16 protein-coding genes are annotated in these 19,176 nt (G+C 62.1%); 9 read left to right on the forward strand and 7 right to left on the reverse strand.

Annotated elements, in window-relative coordinates:
- The first annotated feature begins 15 nt into the window (after nt 1–15).
- The 3 genes from C7A17_RS01055 to C7A17_RS01070 all read left to right on the forward strand — a co-directional run bounded on the left by C7A17_RS01055 (nt 16) and on the right by C7A17_RS01070 (nt 4,614).
- Nucleotides 16–1,215, forward strand: coding sequence for an osmoprotectant NAGGN system M42 family peptidase (locus tag C7A17_RS01055; RefSeq protein WP_106736263.1), 1,200 nt, complete (start codon nt 16–18; stop codon nt 1,213–1,215).
- Between the two features lie 160 nt (nt 1,216–1,375).
- Complete coding sequence (locus tag C7A17_RS01060; RefSeq protein ID WP_106736264.1) at nt 1,376–4,120, forward strand: hybrid sensor histidine kinase/response regulator; 2,745 nt, start codon at nt 1,376–1,378, stop codon at nt 4,118–4,120.
- Between the two features lie 242 nt (nt 4,121–4,362).
- Entirely contained in the window at nt 4,363–4,614 is a 252-nt protein-coding gene (locus tag C7A17_RS01070) for a YheU family protein (RefSeq protein WP_106736265.1), read from the forward strand.
- On the opposite strand, the gene C7A17_RS01075 is transcribed toward C7A17_RS01070, so the two are convergent.
- The 3 genes from C7A17_RS01075 to ttcA all read right to left on the reverse strand — a co-directional run bounded on the left by C7A17_RS01075 (nt 4,604) and on the right by ttcA (nt 7,794).
- Entirely contained in the window at nt 4,604–5,275 is a 672-nt protein-coding gene (locus C7A17_RS01075; protein WP_106736266.1) for a DNA-3-methyladenine glycosylase I, read from the reverse strand. The two genes, C7A17_RS01070 and C7A17_RS01075, sit on opposite strands and share 11 nt — an antisense overlap.
- A 122-nt stretch (nt 5,276–5,397) precedes the next feature.
- Nucleotides 5,398–6,456, reverse strand: coding sequence for a 3-deoxy-7-phosphoheptulonate synthase (locus C7A17_RS01080; protein ID WP_106736267.1), 1,059 nt, complete (start codon nt 6,454–6,456; stop codon nt 5,398–5,400).
- Between the two features lie 513 nt (nt 6,457–6,969).
- Nucleotides 6,970–7,794 carry a tRNA 2-thiocytidine(32) synthetase TtcA gene (ttcA, locus tag C7A17_RS01085; RefSeq protein WP_106736268.1) on the reverse strand — a complete coding sequence of 275 codons (825 nt, stop codon included), beginning with the start codon at nt 7,792–7,794 and terminating at the stop codon, nt 6,970–6,972.
- Between the two features lie 101 nt (nt 7,795–7,895).
- On the opposite strand from ttcA, the gene C7A17_RS01090 reads away from it, so the two are divergent.
- The 4 genes from C7A17_RS01090 (at nt 7,896) to C7A17_RS01105 (ending at nt 10,605) form a co-directional block, all read left to right on the forward strand.
- Nucleotides 7,896–8,489, forward strand: a complete 594-nt coding sequence (locus C7A17_RS01090) for a DNA-J related domain-containing protein (RefSeq protein ID WP_106736269.1) — start codon at nt 7,896–7,898, stop codon at nt 8,487–8,489.
- A gap of 165 nt (nt 8,490–8,654) precedes the next feature.
- Nucleotides 8,655–9,254 carry a Yip1 family protein gene (locus C7A17_RS01095; RefSeq protein WP_106736270.1) on the forward strand — a complete coding sequence of 200 codons (600 nt, stop codon included), beginning with the start codon at nt 8,655–8,657 and terminating at the stop codon, nt 9,252–9,254.
- A 132-nt stretch (nt 9,255–9,386) separates the two neighbouring features.
- Nucleotides 9,387–10,049 (forward strand): Yip1 family protein, encoded by a 663-nt coding sequence (locus C7A17_RS01100; RefSeq protein WP_106736271.1) that lies wholly within the window; start codon nt 9,387–9,389, stop codon nt 10,047–10,049.
- Nucleotides 10,050–10,110: 61 nt separating this feature from the next.
- Entirely contained in the window at nt 10,111–10,605 is a 495-nt protein-coding gene (locus C7A17_RS01105) for a SprT family zinc-dependent metalloprotease (RefSeq protein WP_106736272.1), read from the forward strand.
- Nucleotides 10,606–10,716: 111 nt separating this feature from the next.
- Here C7A17_RS01105 and C7A17_RS01110 read toward each other — a convergent pair whose 3' ends face one another.
- From C7A17_RS01110 to C7A17_RS01125, 4 genes are all read right to left on the reverse strand, one after another.
- A complete protein-coding gene (locus C7A17_RS01110) occupies nt 10,717–11,898 on the reverse strand; it encodes a CaiB/BaiF CoA transferase family protein (protein WP_106736273.1) in 1,182 nt (393 codons plus the stop codon).
- Nucleotides 11,899–11,970: 72 nt separating this feature from the next.
- Nucleotides 11,971–13,617, reverse strand: a complete 1,647-nt coding sequence (locus C7A17_RS01115; protein WP_106736274.1) for an AMP-binding protein — start codon at nt 13,615–13,617, stop codon at nt 11,971–11,973.
- A gap of 80 nt (nt 13,618–13,697) precedes the next feature.
- Nucleotides 13,698–14,837 carry an acyl-CoA dehydrogenase family protein gene (locus C7A17_RS01120; protein ID WP_106736275.1) on the reverse strand — a complete coding sequence of 380 codons (1,140 nt, stop codon included), beginning with the start codon at nt 14,835–14,837 and terminating at the stop codon, nt 13,698–13,700.
- A gap of 175 nt (nt 14,838–15,012) precedes the next feature.
- Nucleotides 15,013–16,326, reverse strand: coding sequence for a dicarboxylate/amino acid:cation symporter (locus C7A17_RS01125; RefSeq protein WP_106736276.1), 1,314 nt, complete (start codon nt 16,324–16,326; stop codon nt 15,013–15,015).
- Nucleotides 16,327–16,667: 341 nt separating this feature from the next.
- Between C7A17_RS01125 and C7A17_RS01130 the strand changes: the two genes are divergently transcribed.
- Entirely contained in the window at nt 16,668–17,666 is a 999-nt protein-coding gene (locus tag C7A17_RS01130) for an AraC family transcriptional regulator (protein ID WP_106736277.1), read from the forward strand.
- Between the two features lie 122 nt (nt 17,667–17,788).
- Nucleotides 17,789–19,099 (forward strand): methyl-accepting chemotaxis protein, encoded by a 1,311-nt coding sequence (locus tag C7A17_RS01135; RefSeq protein ID WP_106736278.1) that lies wholly within the window; start codon nt 17,789–17,791, stop codon nt 19,097–19,099.
- Nucleotides 19,100–19,176 lie beyond the last annotated feature (77 nt).

Raw genomic sequence — 19,176 nt, forward strand, 5'->3', positions numbered from 1 at the left:
CGCCGAGGAGCTTGCATGCAACAATTCCCCGAACCCGACCTCGACTACATGCAGAAGGTGCTGCTGGAGATGCTCGCCATCCCCAGCCCCACCGGTTTCACCGACACCATCGTGCGCTATGTCGCCGAGCGTCTCGAAGAGCTGGAGATTCCCTTCGAGCTGACCCGCCGGGGCACCATCCGCGCTACCCTGCGTGGGCGTCAGAGCGAGTACGAGCGTTTCGACCGCGCCGTTTCCGTACACCTGGACACCATTGGCGCCATCGTTCGCGAAATCAAGGACAACGGCCGCCTGGGGCTGGCCCCGGTCGGCTGCTGGTCAAGCCGCTTCGCCGAAGGCAGCCGTGTCAGCCTGTTCACCGACAACGGCGTGATTCGCGGTAGCGTGCTGCCGCTGATGGCCTCGGGGCATGCCTTCAATACCGCCGTCGATACCATGCCGGTAAGCTGGGATCACGTCGAACTGCGCCTGGACGCCTACTGCGCCACGCGCGCCGATTGCGATTCACTGGGCATTGCCGTGGGTGACTTCGTCGCCTTCGACCCGCTGCCGGAGTTTTCCGAAAGCGGTCATATCAGTGCCCGTCACCTTGACGACAAGGCCGGCGCAGCTGCTTTGCTGGCCTCGCTCAAGGCAATTCGCGATCACGGTCTGCAGCCGATGATCGACTGCCACCCGCTGTTCACCATCACCGAGGAGGTCGGCTCCGGTGCCGCTGCCGCCCTGCCCTGGGACGTCAGCGAGTTCGTCGGCATCGACATCGCGCCGGTCGCACCAGGCCAGCAGTCCAGCGAGCACGCCGTCAGCGTCGCCATGCAGGACTCCGGCGGCCCCTACGACTATCACCTGTCACGCCAATTGCTGCGCCTGGCCGCGGAACAGGAGGTACCGGTACGCCGCGATCTGTTCCGCTATTACCACAGCGATGCACAGTCGGCGGTGGCCGCCGGCCACGATATCCGCACTGCGCTGCTGGCCTTCGGCTGCGATGCCACTCATGGCTACGAACGCACCCATATCGACAGTCTCAAGGCCCTCAGCCGCCTGCTCACGGCGTACATGATGAGCCCACCGGTATTCGCCAGTGATGCGCAGCCAGCCCAGGGTTCACTGGAGCGTTTCAGTCACCAGCTGGAGCACGACGCACAGATGGAAAGCGATACCCGTGTTCCTCCGGTGGACAGCCTGGTCGGCCAACATGATCGGGATGCTTGAAGGCTTCGGCACATAAAGGCAAAGTGACACAAAGGACGACAGGGGAGCATCAGCTCCCCTTTTTATGGCCTGCTATCTCTGCCGGCTACCCTTAGGGACGTCGCCCCGCGACGTTAAAAATGACTCCCGGCCATTTGTCATGGCCCACTGAGGTTCACGGATGCCTCGTCTTTGCCTGGCCTTGCTGTTGTTATGGCTTGCCTGCCCCAGTTGGGCCCTTACGCCTGCGCCGCTGGACAGCGACGACATACGTATTTCTCTAGGCACCTACACCAGCTATTACGAAGACGTAGACGGCACCCTGAGCCTCGAACAGATCCAGGCGCTGGACGACGATGCCTTCAAAGGCCTGCGCAGCGAGCACGCGAACCTGGGCAAGAACGACTCGGTGTGGTGGTTCAAGATACGCCTGCGCAATGGCCTGGAGCACTCGCTGGGCGGCTACTTGGAAGTCAACTATCCGCTGCTCGATCATCTGCAGGTGTATCTCGTCGGCCCCGACGGCAGTCGCCTGGAACAGGAGAGCGGCGACCGCTTTGCCTTCTCGCAGCGTCCGGTGCAGGTGCGCAACTTCTGGTTTCCCATGCAGCTGGAGCCGGGCGTCAGCACTCTGCTGATCCGCGTGGATACCACCAGCACGGTGTTCGTACCGCTGTTCTTCGCCACCTACGGCGCCAGCGCGGCGGCACAGGAAAACCTGATGGGTTTCAACGGCGCGTTCTACGGCGTGCTGTTCGCGATGTTCTGCTACAACCTGTTCCTCTATCTGTCGCTACGTGAGTCGGCCTACCTCTGGTACCTGGCCTACAACCTCAACGTCGGCCTGCTGGCCGCCTGCTTCGACGGCATGTTGTTCAAGCTGCTGCCCGAGCACGTGGCCTTCCAGTCGGTCAGCATCTACATCCTGATGTTTGTGCACTGCCTCACTGCCATCCAGTTCAGCCGTCACTTTCTCCACGCCCGCCAGTACTTCCCGAAACTGGACACTGGCCTGCGTCTGATGATGCTCATCTGCGTAGGCTGCCTGCTGTCGGTGCCGCTGGTGGGCTTCGCCGCCTGGAACATCCTGGCCAGCGTCACGGTGTCCCTGGTGTCGCTGGTACTGCTGCTCACCGGCATCTACGTCTGGCGCCGTGGTGTTCGCTACGGCTCTTACTACACCCTGGCCTGGGCCATCCTGCTGTTCGCCTTCATCCAGGCCACCACCGGCTCGCTGGGGCTCGAGGTGTTCGGCGTGTTCGGTGCCACGGCGGTGAAGATCGGCGTGACCATCGAGCTGATCACCCTGTCCATCGGTCTTGCTGATCGCATCAACCTGCTCAAGGAAGAAGGCTTCCGCTCACGCCGCGCGGCGGAACAGGCCGAATTCGAGAGCCAGGCCAAGAGCCGCTTCCTGGCCAAGATGAGCCACGAGATTCGCACGCCACTCAATGGTGTGCTGGGCATGTTGCAGTTGCTCCGTGAAACGCCGCTGGATCGTAGCCAGCGTTTCTACGTCGATACCATCTCCAGCTCCGGCAGTTCGCTGATGGCAGTGATCAACGACATCCTCGACTACGCCCGCATCGAATCCGGCAAGCTCAGCCTGGAGCAGATCGAATTCGATCTCGAAGACCTGATTTCCGAGACCCTCAGCCTGTTCACCGGGCAAGCCCTGGACAAGCGCCTGCGCCTCTACGTCAGCCTCGAAAACGGCGTACCACGGCGCATCCAGGGCGACCCGACGCGACTCAAGCAGATCTTGATGAACCTGCTCAGCAACGCCCTGAAATTCACCGCAGAAGGTCATGTGGCGATCAGCGTCAGCCGCCGCAGCGATAGCCACGGTCATCCGCACCTGATCTTCGCCGTCAGTGACAGCGGCATCGGCATCAGCGAGCAGGCCCTGGCGCAGCTGTTCGAATCCTTCGCCCAGGGTGACTCCAGCACCACCCGCCGTTATGGCGGCAGCGGCCTGGGCCTGGCCATCAGCAAGGAGCTGGTGGAAATGATGGGTGGACGCATCGAAGTCCAGAGTACCCTTGGTCAGGGTACTCGCTTCGCCTTCGACATCCCGCTGCTCAGCGAACAGGAAGCCCCTGACGAGCTCACCCGCCTGCTGGCTGGGCGCACTGCCCTGCTCGCCTCACTAGACGGCCTCGGCCTGGATGCCCTGAGCAGACTGCTCGGCCGCTGGGGCATGCGCACCGAACGCTGTCAGACACCAGAGCGCCTGCAAGATTATCTGGAAGACTTCGACGCACCGCCGCTGCTGGTGCTGATGGCACCCTGGCCCGGCAGCGTCAATCACTGGCTCGACTCGCTCAGACCCATGCTGCAGATACAGCAGCGCGTACTGCTGGTCTGCCCACCCGAGGCCTGCCAGCAATTGCCGGCGAGCCAGGGACTGCGCCTGCAACACCTGGCCCAACCGATGGCGATCACTGCCCTGCGTCAGGCCTTGCGCGGACTCTACGAAAAACCCAAAGCACAGGTACATCAGTTGGTCAGAGAGATACGCAGCGACAATGGCGACGCCCCCTGCATCCTGGTCGCCGAGGACAACCCGGTGAACCAGCTGGTGGTTCAGGGTTTTCTGAAGAAACGCGGTTACAACGTGCGCCTGGTGACCAACGGCCAGGCCGCTCTCGACGAATACAGCCGCGCCCCGGGCGCCGTGCACCTGATCCTGATGGATTGCGAGATGCCGGTGATGGACGGCTTCGAAGCTACCCGGCAGATTCGCCGCCTGGAGCACGACAGGCAGCTCGGCGCGGTGCCCATCATCGCCCTGACCGCACACATCCTCGACGAACACCGCCAGCACGGCCTGGACGCCGGCATGGACGATTTCCTCGGCAAGCCGCTGGACAGCACACTGCTCTACAGCACGCTGGAACGTTACCTGAAAATGTCCGGTTCCTGACTGCAGGGCACCTCTAAAAACGTAGGCGAGGCAGTCAGCGCAATACCGATGGCGGCCCCGCAAAAACAGGCGAAAAACGCTCGGAGTCGCACTCGACTTTACGAGCTGTAAATGAGCATTTTGAGCCTGTTTTTAACGCAGCGATGACAACGCAGGTAGTTTTTAGAGATGCCCAGCAGGCGCTGTCGCGGGGAGTCGGCGACAGCTCTATCATAGACAGCGCCAACTGGAGCCTACCTACCGTGCTGATCCCCGCTCACCTGCTGCAAGCCGAAACGCTCACCGCGCTGATCGAAGACTTCGTCACCCGCGACGGTACCGACAACGGTGACGAAACCCCGCTGGAAACCCGTGTACAACGGGTACGCCGAGCCCTGGACAAGAGTGAAGCGGTGATCGTCTTCGACCCGGACAGCCAGCAATGCCAGTTGGCGATGAAGCGCGACGTGCCCAAGGAATGGCTGGAGGCCTTGCAGGACTCACTCAGTGATTGACCGTGTGCGCCAGCATCACCGATAGCTGGCACAGTGGTCGGCCGCTTTCGGCGTGCCACTGGTTGAAAGCAGCCTGCACCGCAGCCAGATCCTTCTGACTGGTCGGCGCCTTGTCGATCACGCCCTGCGCCTTCAACGCCGCGACCATATCGTCGGTCGGGATGAAAGTATCCTTACCCACCATGCGCAGAAAGCGCGGTGCAGACAATCCACCTAGCTGGCTGCCGTGCTTGGCCAGGTATTTCCACAGCCCGACGATATCGGTTACCGGCCAGTCGGCGATCAGCGCACCGAAACTCCCCTTCTCGCGGCGCACGTCGAGAATGAACTGGGCATTGCGTGGCACGCTCTTGAGCTTGCCCAGATGGCGGATCAGCCGCGCATCCTGCATCAGGTTCTCCAGACGCTCGGCGCCCATCAGCACCACCTTCTCCGGATCGAAGCCGAAGAAGACCTCCTCGAACGCCGGCCATTTGGCATCCACCAGGCTGTGTTTGAGGCCTGCGCGGAAGATGCGCAGGCTGATCAGCGACAGGTAGCGGTCATCGCTCAGCGCACGCAACTCGGCGTCGCTGCGCGGCTGCGGCAGCATGGCCTCGAGTGCCTTCGCCGAGCCGAAACGGTTGAGGCAGAACTCGTGCAGCCACTTGTAATCACGCATGAATCGAACCCTTCATGAGACGGATGACGAAGCCTGCATGCAGTAAGCCGAACACCGCAAGCCCTGTAAAACCGTAGGGCGGGTGAAACCCGCCAATCTCGAACCGGCGGGTTGCACCCGCCCTACCCGCGCAAACGTGCCGCTGCCTGACGCAACGTAGCCTCGGTACCGTTCCAGCCCAGACAGCCGTCGGTGATCGATACGCCGTAGTGCAGCTCGCCGGACAGCGCCTGGCAGCCGTCGAACAGATGGCTCTCCAGCATTACCCCGCGCAGGCTGGCATCACCGGCCAGGCGCTGGTCGATCACGCTGTCGAGTACGGCCGGCTGGCGCAGCGGATCCTTGCCGCTGTTGGCGTGGCTGCAGTCGACCATGATGCGCGGCGCAATACCCTGGCGCTGCAGGGCATCGCGCGCGGCGGCGACGCTGGCGGCATCATGATTCGGCGCGCCGTGGCCGCCACGCAGCACCAGGTGGGTGTCTGGGTTGCCGGCAGTGTGCAGCAGCGCGGGGTGACCGAGATCGTCGATGCCGAAGTGCTGGTGCGGATGCGCCGCCGAGCGCATGGCGTCACAGGCAATGCCGACGCTACCGTCAGTACCGTTCTTGAAACCGACCGGCAGATCCAGGCCACTGACCATCTCGCGATGCACCTGCGACTCGCTGGTGCGTGCGCCAATCGCTGCCCAGCCGAGCAGGTCGTCGAAGTAACCGGCCGCCATCGGTTGCAGCAGCTCGGTGGCCAGCGGCAAACCACGTTCGAGGATATCCAGCATCAACTGCCGCGACTGGCGCAGGCCTTCGGCCATGTCGCCACTGCCATCCAGATGCGGGTCGTACAGTAGTCCCTTCCAGCCCACGGTAGTGCGCGGTTTTTCCACATAGGCGCGCATCACCAGCAGCAGTTGGTCATCGACCTGCGGTGCCAGTTCGGCCAGGCGTTCGGCGTATTCGAGGGCGCTGCTGCGGTCATGCAGGGAACAGGGGCCGACGACTACCAGCAGGCGCGGATCGGTGCCATCGAGCACGGCGCGGATGGCGTCGCGGTCAGCGGCGATACGCTCGGCAAGTGCGACGGACAATGGCAGGCGCTGGCGCAATACGGCGGGGCTGGGCAGCGGCTGGGCGCTGCGGCGGGCGATGGTGGTGACGGTGGAAGCGAGTTGAGCGGAGCTGTTCATGATCTGGCGGTTCCTTGGCCGGCGCGGTCGATGCCGCGGCGGCGCTATCGAGTTGTTCGTTCGAGGGGTATCAGGGCGGTGGTGACGCTGCTAAATCGCCAGTCGTTGCGGTAGTTACGGTAATAACGGTTCATCTGTGAGTCCTCGATCTGTGGCCGTTTTCGGCCGGAAAAAACAAAACCCCCGATCAGGTTGCCGACCGGGGGTTTTGTGGAAAACGTCTCTGGTGGCGACCCTGGTTTCTCAGGCCGCCTGTGGGGTATCAGGCGCGCCTGTGGCTAAACCAATACCCAAAGAAGTAATACGCCGCAGCCGCGACCGACTGCGCACACGCCAACGCAGCGCGCGAGGCACCGGCTTGCAGCATGGACAGGAGGTTGAGGCTGGCGGACATGGAATTCTCCAAAGCGATGGCCGAACCATACTCCAGGCTTTTATCGCCTGGCAAGCGTCGCGGCTAAAGCCCCTCCCACACGCAAGACAAACCGTGGGAGCGGCTTCAGCCGCGATGCCTTACAGGCTCATCACATCGAGAAAGCGCGGCGTGGCGCTGTCGTCGATCTTCAGGCTCTTGAAGTCGAACAGGTTGCGGTCGGCCAGTTGCGAGGGGTGCACGTTCTGCAGGGCGCGGAACATGATCTCGACGCGGCCCGGGCTCTTGCGCTCCCAGTCCTGCAGCATTTCCTTGACCACCTGGCGCTGCAGGTTCTCCTGCGAGCCGCAGAGGTTGCACGGGATGATGGGGAATTCCTTGAGCTGGCTGTAGGCCTCGATATCGGCCTCGGCGCAGTAGGCCAGCGGGCGGATCACCACGTTGCGGCCATCGTCGGACAAGAGCTTGGGCGGCATGGCCTTGAGCGTGCCGCCGTAGAACATGTTGAGGAAGAAGGTTTCCAGAATGTCGTCGCGGTGGTGCCCCAGCGCCATCTTGGTCGCGCCGATCTCGTCGGCGTAGGTGTACAGGGTGCCGCGACGCAGGCGCGAGCACAGCGAGCAGGTGGTCTTGCCCTCGGGGATCTTCTCCTTGACCACCGAGTAGGTGTCCTTCTCGATGATGTGGTACTGCACACCGATCGATTCCAGGTAGGCCGGCAGCACGTGCTCGGGGAAGCCGGGCTGCTTCTGATCCATGTTCACCGCGACGATCTCGAACTTGATCGGCGCCACTTTCTGCAGATACAGCAACACGTCGAGCATGGTGTAGCTGTCCTTGCCGCCGGACAGGCAGACCATCACCTTGTCGCCATCCTCGATCATGTTGAAGTCGGTGATGGCTTCGCCGGCCAGGCGGCGAATGCGCTTCTGCAGTTTGTTCTGGTTGACCGAGAGGGTGCCCATGGTGCGTCGAGATCCGAGGGGGTGAGAACGAAAGCGCGACATTTTACGCACAATGGCGCCTGCGCCCTACCCCACCCGCAACGAAATGCTAGGCTCGGCCGATGAACGACGACCTCGACCCCAGCCAGGATCTTGCCGATCAGGTGCTGCAGGTGCTGCAAGCAGCGCCCAACGGACTGGCTGAATATGCCCTGATCCAGCAACTCAAGGCCCGCCACAGCGGCCACCTGCCCAACCTGCCACTGACCGACAGGCTGGTGCTGTTTCGCACCCATTTTCTCCTGTTCAACGCCCTCTATCGTCTGCGCGATACGCTCTGGCAGCGGCAAACCCATCTGCTGCAAATCAGCCCGCTGTGCATCCAGCTTCTGCCCTACCAGGCCGCAAGTGCAGCCCTGAGCGAACGTGACGCGCTACGTGACTACTATCTGAACCTCGACAACCTGCGCGACACCGATGAGCGCGACGTCGAACGCCTGCTGGCCAGCTTCTGGACGCGCATGCAGGGCGGTGAAGAAAAGCAGGCCGCTCTGGGGCTGTTCGAACTGGACGACGAAAAACCACTGGATATGACGCGTATCAAGCACCGCTATCGGCAACTGGTCAGCCAGCATCATCCGGACCGAGGCGGCAGCACAGAGCGGTTGCAGTCGATCAACAAGGCCATGGAAATTCTTGAGCGCTATTACAGCTGACATATAGAGAGCGATTTGCTCTAAAGCCAGACACCACGCGCCCTCCAGCCCCTGCCTATACTGCGACATAAGGTCGCACAGATTCGGTCTGGCACCCGGTAACGCTACATGCGAACCGGACTTGCGCTGGGGGGCGGCCGTAATAAGAAAAAGGAGGTGTCTGACATGATCCACCACGTTTGGGGGCTCTTCACCCATCCCGACCAAGAATGGCAAGAAATCCGTGGCGAGGAGGAATCCATCAGCCACATGTACCTCACTCATGTGCTGATCCTTGCGGCGATTCCCGCAATCTCGGCCTACATCGGCACCACCCAGGTAGGCTGGGCCATCGGTGACCGAGCCCCGGTGATGCTGACCGAAGGCAGTGCGATGGTGATGACCATCATGTCCTACCTGGCGATGCTTGCCGGCGTGGCCGTGATGGGCGCCTTCATCCACTGGATGGCGCGCACTTACGACGCCAACCCAAGCCTGACCCAATGCATCGTGTTCGCGGCCTATACTGCTACTCCGCTGTTCATCGCCGGCCTCGCGGCGCTCTACCCACACCTGTGGCTAGGCATGGTCGTCGGCACGGTCGCCATCTGTTACACGGTGTACCTGCTCTATGTCGGCATACCGACGTTCATGAACATCCCCGAAGACGAGGGCTTCATGTTCTCCAGCTCGGTGCTTGCAGTAGGCCTTGTAGTGCTGGTGGCAATGATCGCCAGTTCGGTCATTCTCTGGGGTATGGGCATCGGCCCGGTCTACACCAGTTGAATCGAACGTACACCCACTGAACGACAGGCCGCCTTCGGGCGGCTTTGTCATTACAGGGAAAAGATTTGGGTTGAACCACCCGGCGTTATGACTGCCCGAACTTTAGAAGCAGTCAACGGATGGAATCTCCTTATGTTCATGAACCCTCTCACCGTCCTCACTCGCCCCGACCAGGCCTGGACGGCCATTCGCCAGGACGAGGAACGCAACAGCGCCAGCTACCTGCCCTACCTGCTGCTCTGGAGTCTGTTGCCGGCAGTCAGCCTGTTCATCGGCACTCACTGGGTCGGTTGGAGCCTGGTCGACGAGGAGCGCATCCGCCTGGAAGCGATAAGCGCACTGCAACTAAGTGTGCTGCTCTACCTGGCCACCCTGATCGGCGTGATCATCATGGGCTACTTCCTGCGCTACATGTCGCGCACCTTCGAAGCCAGGCCCACCTTCAACCAGTGCATCGGTTTTATCGCCTACACCTGCACGCCCTTTTTTCTGGCCGGTATCGCAGCGCTCTACCCCACGCGCTGGCTGGCGATCGGCGTGCTGCTGCTCGCCTGCGCCCATGCCGCGTACCTGATGTACGTCGGGCTGCCGCGCTTCATGCGCATCGACAACCAGCAGGGCTTTCTCTACGCCTCCTCGATGCTTGGCGTGGGGCTGCTGGTAATCGTGACCATCCTGGTCAACATGATCCTGTTCTGGACGTATACCCTGGAGCCTGACTATCAGCGCACCGTGCAGCAGGATCAGAGTCGTGGCACGCAGGAAGAGCGAATGCAGGCGCCTGGCGACGAGTGATACCTGCGCTGGTTGGCGGCTTGCGGCATAATTCGCCGTCAGCCTGCACCTGCGCCCCACCATGCCCGAACAGATTCACGCCCGTGTCGAAGCCTGCTACCAGCAGGCTGAAGCCTTCTTCAAGCAGCGCTTTACCCGCCCCGAAGTCAGCTTCAAGTTGCGTGGGCAGAAAGCGGGCGTCGCGCACCTGACGGAAAACAAGCTGCGCTTCAACCTGCAGCTGTACCGGGACAATCACGAAGACTTCCTGCGTCAGACGGTGCCTCATGAAGTGGCACATATGATCGCCCACCAACTGTTCGGCCCACGCATTCAGCCGCATGGCGAAGAGTGGCAATTGATCATGCGTGGCGTGTACGAACTGCCGCCACATCGTTGTCACAGCTACGAGGTGGAACGACGCCAGGTCAGCCGCTTCATCTATCGCTGCAGTTGCCCCGATGGCGAGTTTCCCTTCTCCGCCCAGCGCCACGCCCTGGTGGCCAAGGGGCGTCGCTACTATTGCCGACGCTGCAAGGTGACGCTGCACTTTACCGGTGAACACCGCCAGGAATGACCGCAGGCCCTCCATAAGGCATTGGTGCGCACAGCGCACCCTACACCAGTATCGAAATCCCGTAGGGTGCGCCGCGCGCACCGACAATCGCCACGCGCTGCACCGTTCGACTCACCCCAGTGCCCTGGCTGCCCTCAACGCCGCGATCTGTTCGGCGTCATAACCCAACTCCAGCAGCACCTGCTCGGTGTGTGCGCCGACTGCCGTCCCCACATGCCTGGGCGGTGGCAAACCTTCGGAGAATTTCAGCGGGCAGGCCAGTTGCGACTGCGCCGGCAATCCTTCGCGAGGCACCTCCACCACCAGGCCACGCGCCTTGATCTGCGGGTGCTCGACCGCCTCGGCCAGTGGCAGCATGGGTTCGACACAGGCATCCAGCCCGGCGAACACCTGGCTCCATTCGGCAAAATCGCGTTTCTCGAACTCGATCTCGATCTCGCGCTTGAGCGCTTGCTGATCCTCGGGCTTCTGCGACAAGCCACGTGCGGCCAGCTCCGGCCGGCCGATGGCGGCGCAGAACTGCTGCATGAACTGCGGCTCCAGACTGCCAACGGAAAACCAGCGGCCGTCGCGGGTGCGGTAGTAGTCGTAGAAGCTGCCCCCATTGAGCGCCTGGTTTTCCATCTCAGGCTGTACTCCGGCCCCAAGGAAGCCAGCCCCGGCCATGCCATGCAGGCTGAATGCGCAGTCGGTCATGCTCACATCGACCTGCTGGCCCAGGCCAGTCACCTGGCGCTGCACCACGGCAGCAAGCAGGCCGATCACGCCGTGCAACGAGCCACCGGCCAGGTCGGCCAGTTGCACCCCCAGCGGTAGCGGACCGCTGTCGCGGCGGCCGGTGTAGCTGGCGATGCCGGCCAACGCCAGGTAGTTGATGTCATGCCCGGCACGGTCGCGATAAGGCCCACTCTGGCCGTAACCGGTGATCGAGACGTAGATCAGCCGCGGATTGATCGCCTTGAGCGCCTCATAGCCGACGCCCAGCTTGTCCATCACGCCTGGGCGGAACTGCTCCAGCACGATGTCGTATTCGCTCACCAGTTGCTTGACCACTTCCACCGCCTCGGGGCGTTTGAGGTCGAGGGCAATGCTGCGCTTGTTGCGATTGAGGTAGGCGTGGCTGGTGGACGTACCCCCCTCGTGCGGTGGCAGCACGCGCACCAGATCCATGCGCGTGGGCGACTCCACCCGCAACACCTCGGCGCCCATGTCGGCCAGCAGCAACGACGCGAACGGCCCCGGCAGCAAGGTGGAGAAATCGAGAACTTTCAACGATGACAGCGGGCCGGACATGGTGACTCCAATTCTGACGATGCGGCGCGAGCCGCCCAATGGTTCAGTGGCGGATTTCCCCCGCCCTGCAGATCAGTCTTCCCAGACGATGACTTCATCGCCGGGTAACCTGGCGACGACCTCGGCATAGCGCGCCTCCAGAACATTGCGGCGAATCTTCATGGTCGGCGTCATGCTGCCGTTATCCACCGTCCAGGGCTCGTTTACCAGATAGAAATGGCTGATCCGCTCATGCGGGGCCAACTGCTGGTTGAGCACGGATAGATGCTCCGCCAGGGATCGATCGAGCGCTTGGCGCTGCTGCTGGCGGGCGGCCGGTGACAGTTCGATCAGCGCCAAGGGTTGATCCAGGTTGCTGCCCATCAGGCACACCTGCTCGATCCAGTGATTCTTGGCGATTTCGCCTTCGATGGGCGCCGGCGCCACGTACTTGCCCTTGCTGGTCTTGAAGATGTCCTTGACCCGCCCGGTAATGCGCAGATAACCCGCGTCATCCAGCTGTCCCCGGTCGCCGGTGTGCAGCCAGCCATCCTTGAGGGTTTCCTCGGTCTTTTCCGGCTCGCGGTAATAACCCTGCATCAGCGTCTCGCTGCGCAGCAGAATTTCCCCACTGTCATCGAGGCGCAGCTGCAAATGCGGCATCGGTCGCCCGACCGTGCCGAAGCGCACCTGCCCTGGTCGGTTGAAACAACCATAGGCGAAGTGCTCGGTCATGCCGTAGCCCTCGCAGATGGTCATGCCCAGGCGCTGATACCAGGCCAGCAAACCGGTGGAAATCGCCGCAGCGCCGGATACCAGAATGCGCGCTCGATCCAGACCGAGCCCTGCGCGCACCTTGCGTGCCACCAGACGCCCCAGCAACGGAATGCGCAGCAAACGCTCGAGCTTTTGCGCCGGCAGTTTTTCCAGCACGCCCTGCTGGAAGCGCGTCCACAGCCGCGGCACGGAGAAGAAGACGGTCGGACGAACCTGGCGCAAGTCGCTGGCGAACGTCTCCAGCGACTCGACGAAAGCCACCGACGCACCGCAATAGAGGCTGTTGAACTCCACTAGAAAGCGCTCGGCGGCATGCGAGAGCGGCAGGTAGGAGAAGAACTGATCCTGCGGCGTCATCTTCATCTCCGCCGTGGCGTTGGCGGCGGAATAGGCCATGGCATGAGCCGACAGCATGACGCCCTTGGGCTGCCCCGTAGTGCCGGAGGTATAGAGGATCGACAGCAGATCCTCGCCATGCTGCAGATGCGTACCGGGCAGCGGCTCATGCGCCTCCAGCAAGGCCTGCCATTGATGCTCGGCAGGCATGGTCGGATACGGCATGGCAATGCGGGTGATATGCGGCGCGATACCGGTCGCCAGTTTGTCCGGCTCGTCCAATTTGCCCACCAGTATGACCTTGCAGCCGGCGTGCTCCAGCACGTAGGCGATCTGCTCCGGCGCCTGCAGCGGATACAGCGGCACGCTGATCAACCCGGCATGCTGGATCGCCAGGTCACTGATGAACCATTCGGCACAGTTCTTCGCCAACAGGGCCACGCGCTCACCCGGCACGCAGCCCAGCGCCAGTAACGCGCTGGCCAGCCGACGCGCCTGGTCATCGACCTGACGCCAGCTGTAGTCATACCAGACGCCCTCTACAGGCTGGCGCAGCCAGATGGCATCGGGCTGCCGATCCAGCCAATGGTTGAAACGTTCGAGAGGCAGTTGCAGGGATTGACTCATCGCGCTGACCTTGGTTTTTGTTATAGGTAGCTGCCCGTAGGGCGGGTGCAACCCGCCCTACGGATGAAGCCTGCACGATCCTACAGCTTCATCCCTCGGCTGATGATCTCCTTCATGATTTCCGAAGTACCGGCAAAGATGCGCTGGATGCGCGCGTTCGCGTACATCTTGCAGATCGGGTATTCCCACATGTAGCCCCAGCCGCCGTGTAGCTGAACGCCCTCATCCACCACCTTGCCGAGCAGTTCGGTGGTGAACAGCTTGGCCTCGGCGGCCACCTCTGGCGTGAGCTTCTTCTGGTTGTGATCCATCACGCAGCGGTCGGTGAACACCTGCGCCACGTCGACCTGCGTACGCATTTCCGCCAGCTTGAAGCGGGTGTTCTGGAAGTGCGATACCGGACGGCCAAACGCCTGGCGCTCCTTCACGTACTCGATGGTGGTCTGCAACGCGGCCTCTGCCCCGGCCACCGCACCACAGGCGTTGGTCAGGCGCTCCTGGGCGAGCATGTTCATCAGGTAGAAGAAACCGCCCTTGGCATCGCCCAGCAGGTTTTCCTTGGGCACCCTGACGTCATTGAAGAACAGCTCGGCGGTGTCCTGGCTGTGCATGCCGAGCTTCTTCAGTTTCTTGCCGCGCTCGAAGCCGGGCATATCACGCTCCACCAGGAACAGGCCCATGGCGTGCTTGTTGGCCGGGTCGGTCTTGGCCGCGACGATCACCACATCGGCCAGGTAGCCGTTGGAGATGAATACCTTGGAGCCGTTGAGCAGCCAGTGATCACCCTTGTCCACGGCGGTGGTGCGCATGCCGGCCAGGTCGGAGCCAGCCGAAGGCTCGGTCATGGCCACGGCGAGGATGGTCTCGCCGCTGATGATGCCCGGCATGAAACGCGCCTTCTGCTCGGCATTGCCGTACTCGGCGATATAAGGGCCGCACAGCGCCGAGTGCAGCGGCAGCATGAATCCCGGCTCGTTGATGCGCGCCAGCTCCTCGCACATGATCTGTTCGTAGCGAAAGTCCTTGAGCCCGGCGCCGCCGTACTCCTCATCCGCCCAGGGCAGCAGGAAACCCATCTCGCCAGCCTTGCGCCAGACGCTGCGATCCACCACGCCCGCTTCCTCCCAGGCCTCCTGATGCGGTACTACCTCCTTGCTCAGGAAGGCGGCGAACGCGTCGCGAAACAGGTTGTGCTCGGTATCGAAATGGTTGCGCTGCATGGTGCGGTTCCTCCGCTGCTTGTTATTGCACGAAGGTTAGGTGCGCCGCCTCGCCCTGCTCAATGACCCATGCGCTCAGCCGGGTTGACCCATTCGGTCACGTAACGCCGGGCCAAAAAAAGCCCGCCATGAAGGCGGGCCGAAGGTGACTCCTGTGCGTGGCAGGAGCAGTACGTCAGACCAGTTCGCGATTGGCCGGAGCAGCGGCAACCTCAGGCTTGCCACCGGATGCCAGCTCGCGCTGCAGGGTGTCTTCGTCCAGCTCCTTGCACCACTTGGCAACCACGATGGTGGCCACGCCGTTACCGATCAGGTTGGTCAGCGCACGGGCTTCGGACATGAAGCGGTCGATACCGAGGATCAGCGCCAGGCCGGCAACCGGCAGATGGCCAACGGCAGACAAGGTCGCGGCAAGAACGATGAAACCGCTACCGGTCACGCCTGCAGCACCTTTGGAAGCGACCAGCAGCACCAGCAGCAGGGTGATCTGGTGGCCGATGTCCATCGGCGTATCGGTGGCCTGGGCGATGAATACCGCAGCCATGGTCAGGTAGATGGACGTACCGTCGAGGTTGAAGGAGTAACCGGTGGGGATCACCAGGCCGACCACGGATTTCTTCGCGCCCAGCTTCTCCATCTTGGTCAGCATGCGCGGCAGTGCCGATTCGGACGACGAGGTGCCGAGCACGATCATCAGCTCTTCACGGATGTAACGGATCAGGCGCACGACGCTGAAACCGTGGGCACGGGCGATACCGCCGAGCACCACCAGCACGAAGAACACGCAGGTGATGTAGAAGCAGATCATCAACTGACCGAGCTGCACCAGCGAGCCGACACCGTACTGACCGATGGTGAAGGCCATGGCACCGAAGGCACCGATGGGCGCCAGCTTCATGATCATGTTGATGATGCCGAACATCACGTGAGCGATGCGGTCGATGAACTCCAGCACCGGCTTGCCGAAATCACCCATGCGCTGCAGGGCGAAGGCGAACAGTACCGAGAAGAACAGCACCTGCAGGATGTCGCCATTGGCGAAGGCGCCGACCACAGTGGACGGGATCACGTTGAGCAGGAAGCCGATGGTGCTCTGCGCCTCGCCTGCCTGGGCATAGGCTGCGATCTTGCTGGCGTCCAGGGTGCTCGGATCGATATGCATGCCAGCGCCTGGCTGCACCACGTTGACCACGATCAGACCGATGATCAGGGCGATGGTGGACACGATTTCGAAGTACAGCAGTGCATAACCACCGGTTTTACCAACCGCTTTCATGTCCTGCATGCCCGCGATGCCGCTGACCACGGTGCAGAAGATGATCGGGGCAATGACCATCTTGATCAGCTTGACGAAACCATCGCCGAGCGGCTTCAGCGCTACACCGGTTTCCGGGTAGAAGTGGCCGAGCAGGATGCCGATGGTGATTGCGACCAGAACCTGTACGTAGAGCATTTTGTAGAACGGTTGACGGATAACGTCGGTCGTCATGGCAGTTCCTCAGTGACCACGCAGTGCATCCTTCCGATACTGCGTAGCCCTTTTGTAAGCATGTTCCCTCCATCTGGAGGGGTTTATTGTCGAGGCGCGTGAACCGCAGCCTTGCTCGCCTTATCGCAAGCCGCATGCCACTCCGAAAAAATATAAAAAAACCAATAAAAACAATAATTTATATATTTAGATAGCCAAGCAATAATTTCATCTGTGGCGGTTTTCCGCACGACCAGATGCCAGGGCCTGGCGGATATCCATCCGCACACGGGTCATGCAGGTGACTTGTTGGGTGCAGGCTGCTCTGGCTACCATCGGCGACCACCTCGACGGGCCTGCCCATGCGCGAACGCACCATCGCCAGCCATTTCGTCCGCGCCGCTCTGCGCGGCGCCCAGCGCCAGAACCTGGCCTGCGAGGGCATTCTGCGCGGCGCCGGCATCCAGCCGGCGATCCTTCAGGAACCCCGCGCACGCATTGCCCCCGAGCAGTTCGCTCGGCTGATGCAGTTGCTCTGGGAAGCACTGGATGACGAGTACCTGGGCTTCGGGCGCCAGCCGAGCCGACGCGGCACCTTCGCCATGATGGGGCACGCCATCATCCACTGCCGCAGCCTGGAAAAGGCGCTGAGCCGCGGCGCGCTGTTCTACGGCCTGTTCCCGGACGCACCGGTGATCCGCCTGCAGCGTGAAGGCGACTGGGCGCGGCTGAGCGTCGACGACAGCACCCTGTGGGATCCGGATCACTTCCTGGTGGAAAGCCTGCTGGTGATCTGGCACCGCCTCGGCAGTTGGCTGATCGGCCAGCGCATTCGCCTGGAAGAGGCCACCTTCGCCTACCCCGAACCGGAGCACGCCGCCGAGTACGAACTGCTGTTCCCCAGTAGCCGGCGGTTCTCCGCCGGACAGACCAGCCTGCTGTTCCATGCCCGCTACCTGAGCATGCCACTGCTGCAGGACGAACGTACGCTCAAGCAGTTTCTCCAACATTCCCCCGCCGATCTGCTGGCACGCCCAGATGGCGGCGACAGCCTGACCAGCCAGATCCGCCGCCTGCTGGGCCGGGACTGTCGCACCTGGGCCGACCTGGAACACGTCGCCCAACACCTGCACACCAGCCCACAAACGCTGCGTCGCCATTTGCGCGAAGAAGGCACCAGCTTCCAGGAGCTCAAGGATCATCTGCGGCGCGACTTGGCCATCTATCACCTGGGCCGAGATGAACTGGCGATCCAGGACATCGCCGAGCAACTCGGTTTCTCCGAACCTTCGGCTTTCCACCGCGCCTTCAAGAAATGGACAGGACTGACGCCAGGCGCCTATCGAGCCCAGGAAGGCTGAGAAAGGCCCTGGCGAAGCTGCCATAAATCGCAACAATCACCCGGACATTCAATGGATTTTGTCTTAAACAATCGCCAGGCAAGGCCGACATAACTCCCAGCCCAATCCAGAGAATCCCAGCGATGTTCGCCACCCGCCTGAAACAAGAGCTGCAAGCCCTGCGTGAAGAACTGGCGTCCATCGAACAGGTACGTTCCAGCCTGAACGAGGAAATGCTCGCCCTGTATCTGGATCCACAGGGTCGCATCGAATCGGTCAACCGCAACTTCGAGCAGGAAATGCTCTACCGTGCCGAACAACTGCACGGCCGGAACCTGCTGGAGATGATTCCCGATCACGTGCGCAATCTGGACTTCCATCACCGTGTCCGCCATGCCCTGGAACGTGGCGAGCACCTGGCTGGCGTCATTCGCCTCAAGCGTGGCAATGGTGAAGAGGCGTGGTTGCGCTCGATCCTGCAACCTATTCGCGACAGCCAGGGACGAATCAAGCAGTTCTCGCTGTTTGCCAGCGACCTGACTCGTACCATCGAGTCCTCGCGCGAGCACGAGAACCTGATCAAGGCATTGCAGCGTTCCACCGCCGTGATCGAGTTCAACCTCGATGGCGTGGTGCTTACCGCCAACAAGCCCTTCCTCGACGCGATGGGCTACACCCTGGCGCAAGTTCAAGGCAAGCATCACAACATCTTCTGCGATCCGGCTGAGGCCAAGTCACCGCAATACAAAGCGTTCTGGGACAAGCTGCGCCGTGGCGAATTCGTCGTCGACCGCTTCAAGCGCGTGGACAGCCTCGGTCGCGATGTCTGGCTGGAAGCCTCCTACAACCCCATTACCGATGCCAACAACCGGCTGTACAAGGTGGTCAAGTTCGCCACCGTGATCACCGATCAGGTCATGCGTGAGGCGGAAGTGGCCGAAGCGGCTGGTATCGCCTTCGACACCTCTAAAGGCACCGATAGCAGCGCGCGAAATGGCGCCGCCGTGGTGCAGCAGATGCTCAACGCCATGCATGAACTGGCCAACCGCATGCAGGAAGCCGCGCAAGGCATCGAAGCGCTGGACAAGCAGTCCCAACTGATCGGCTCCATCGTCAAGAACATCAGCAGCATTGCCGAACAGACCAACCTGCTGGCACTCAATGCGGCCATCGAGGCGGCGCGCGCCGGCGAGCAGGGCCGCGGCTTCGCCGTGGTCGCCGACGAAGTTCGCCAACTGGCCTCGCGCACCAGCGCCGCTACCGTGGAAATCACCAGTGTGGTCGAGCAGAACCAGCAACTCGCCGAACGCGCCGTGGAGATCATCGACCGCGGCAAGAGCCAGGCCGAACTTGGCCTGGAACTGTCCGCCCAGGCCGGTCAGGTCATCGAAGAAATCCAAGATGGCGCGCAGCGCGTGGTCAAGGCCGTGGAGCGTTTCGCGACGCAGCTCTGAGCACGACGACAAGGCAAAGGTAGGCTGCGCCATGCGCACCGTGGAAAACAGCGGTGCGCGCGGCGCGCCCTACAGCC

It is taken from the genome of Pseudomonas mendocina (assembly GCF_003008615.1).
Lineage (GTDB): Bacteria > Pseudomonadota > Gammaproteobacteria > Pseudomonadales > Pseudomonadaceae > Aquipseudomonas > Aquipseudomonas mendocina_C.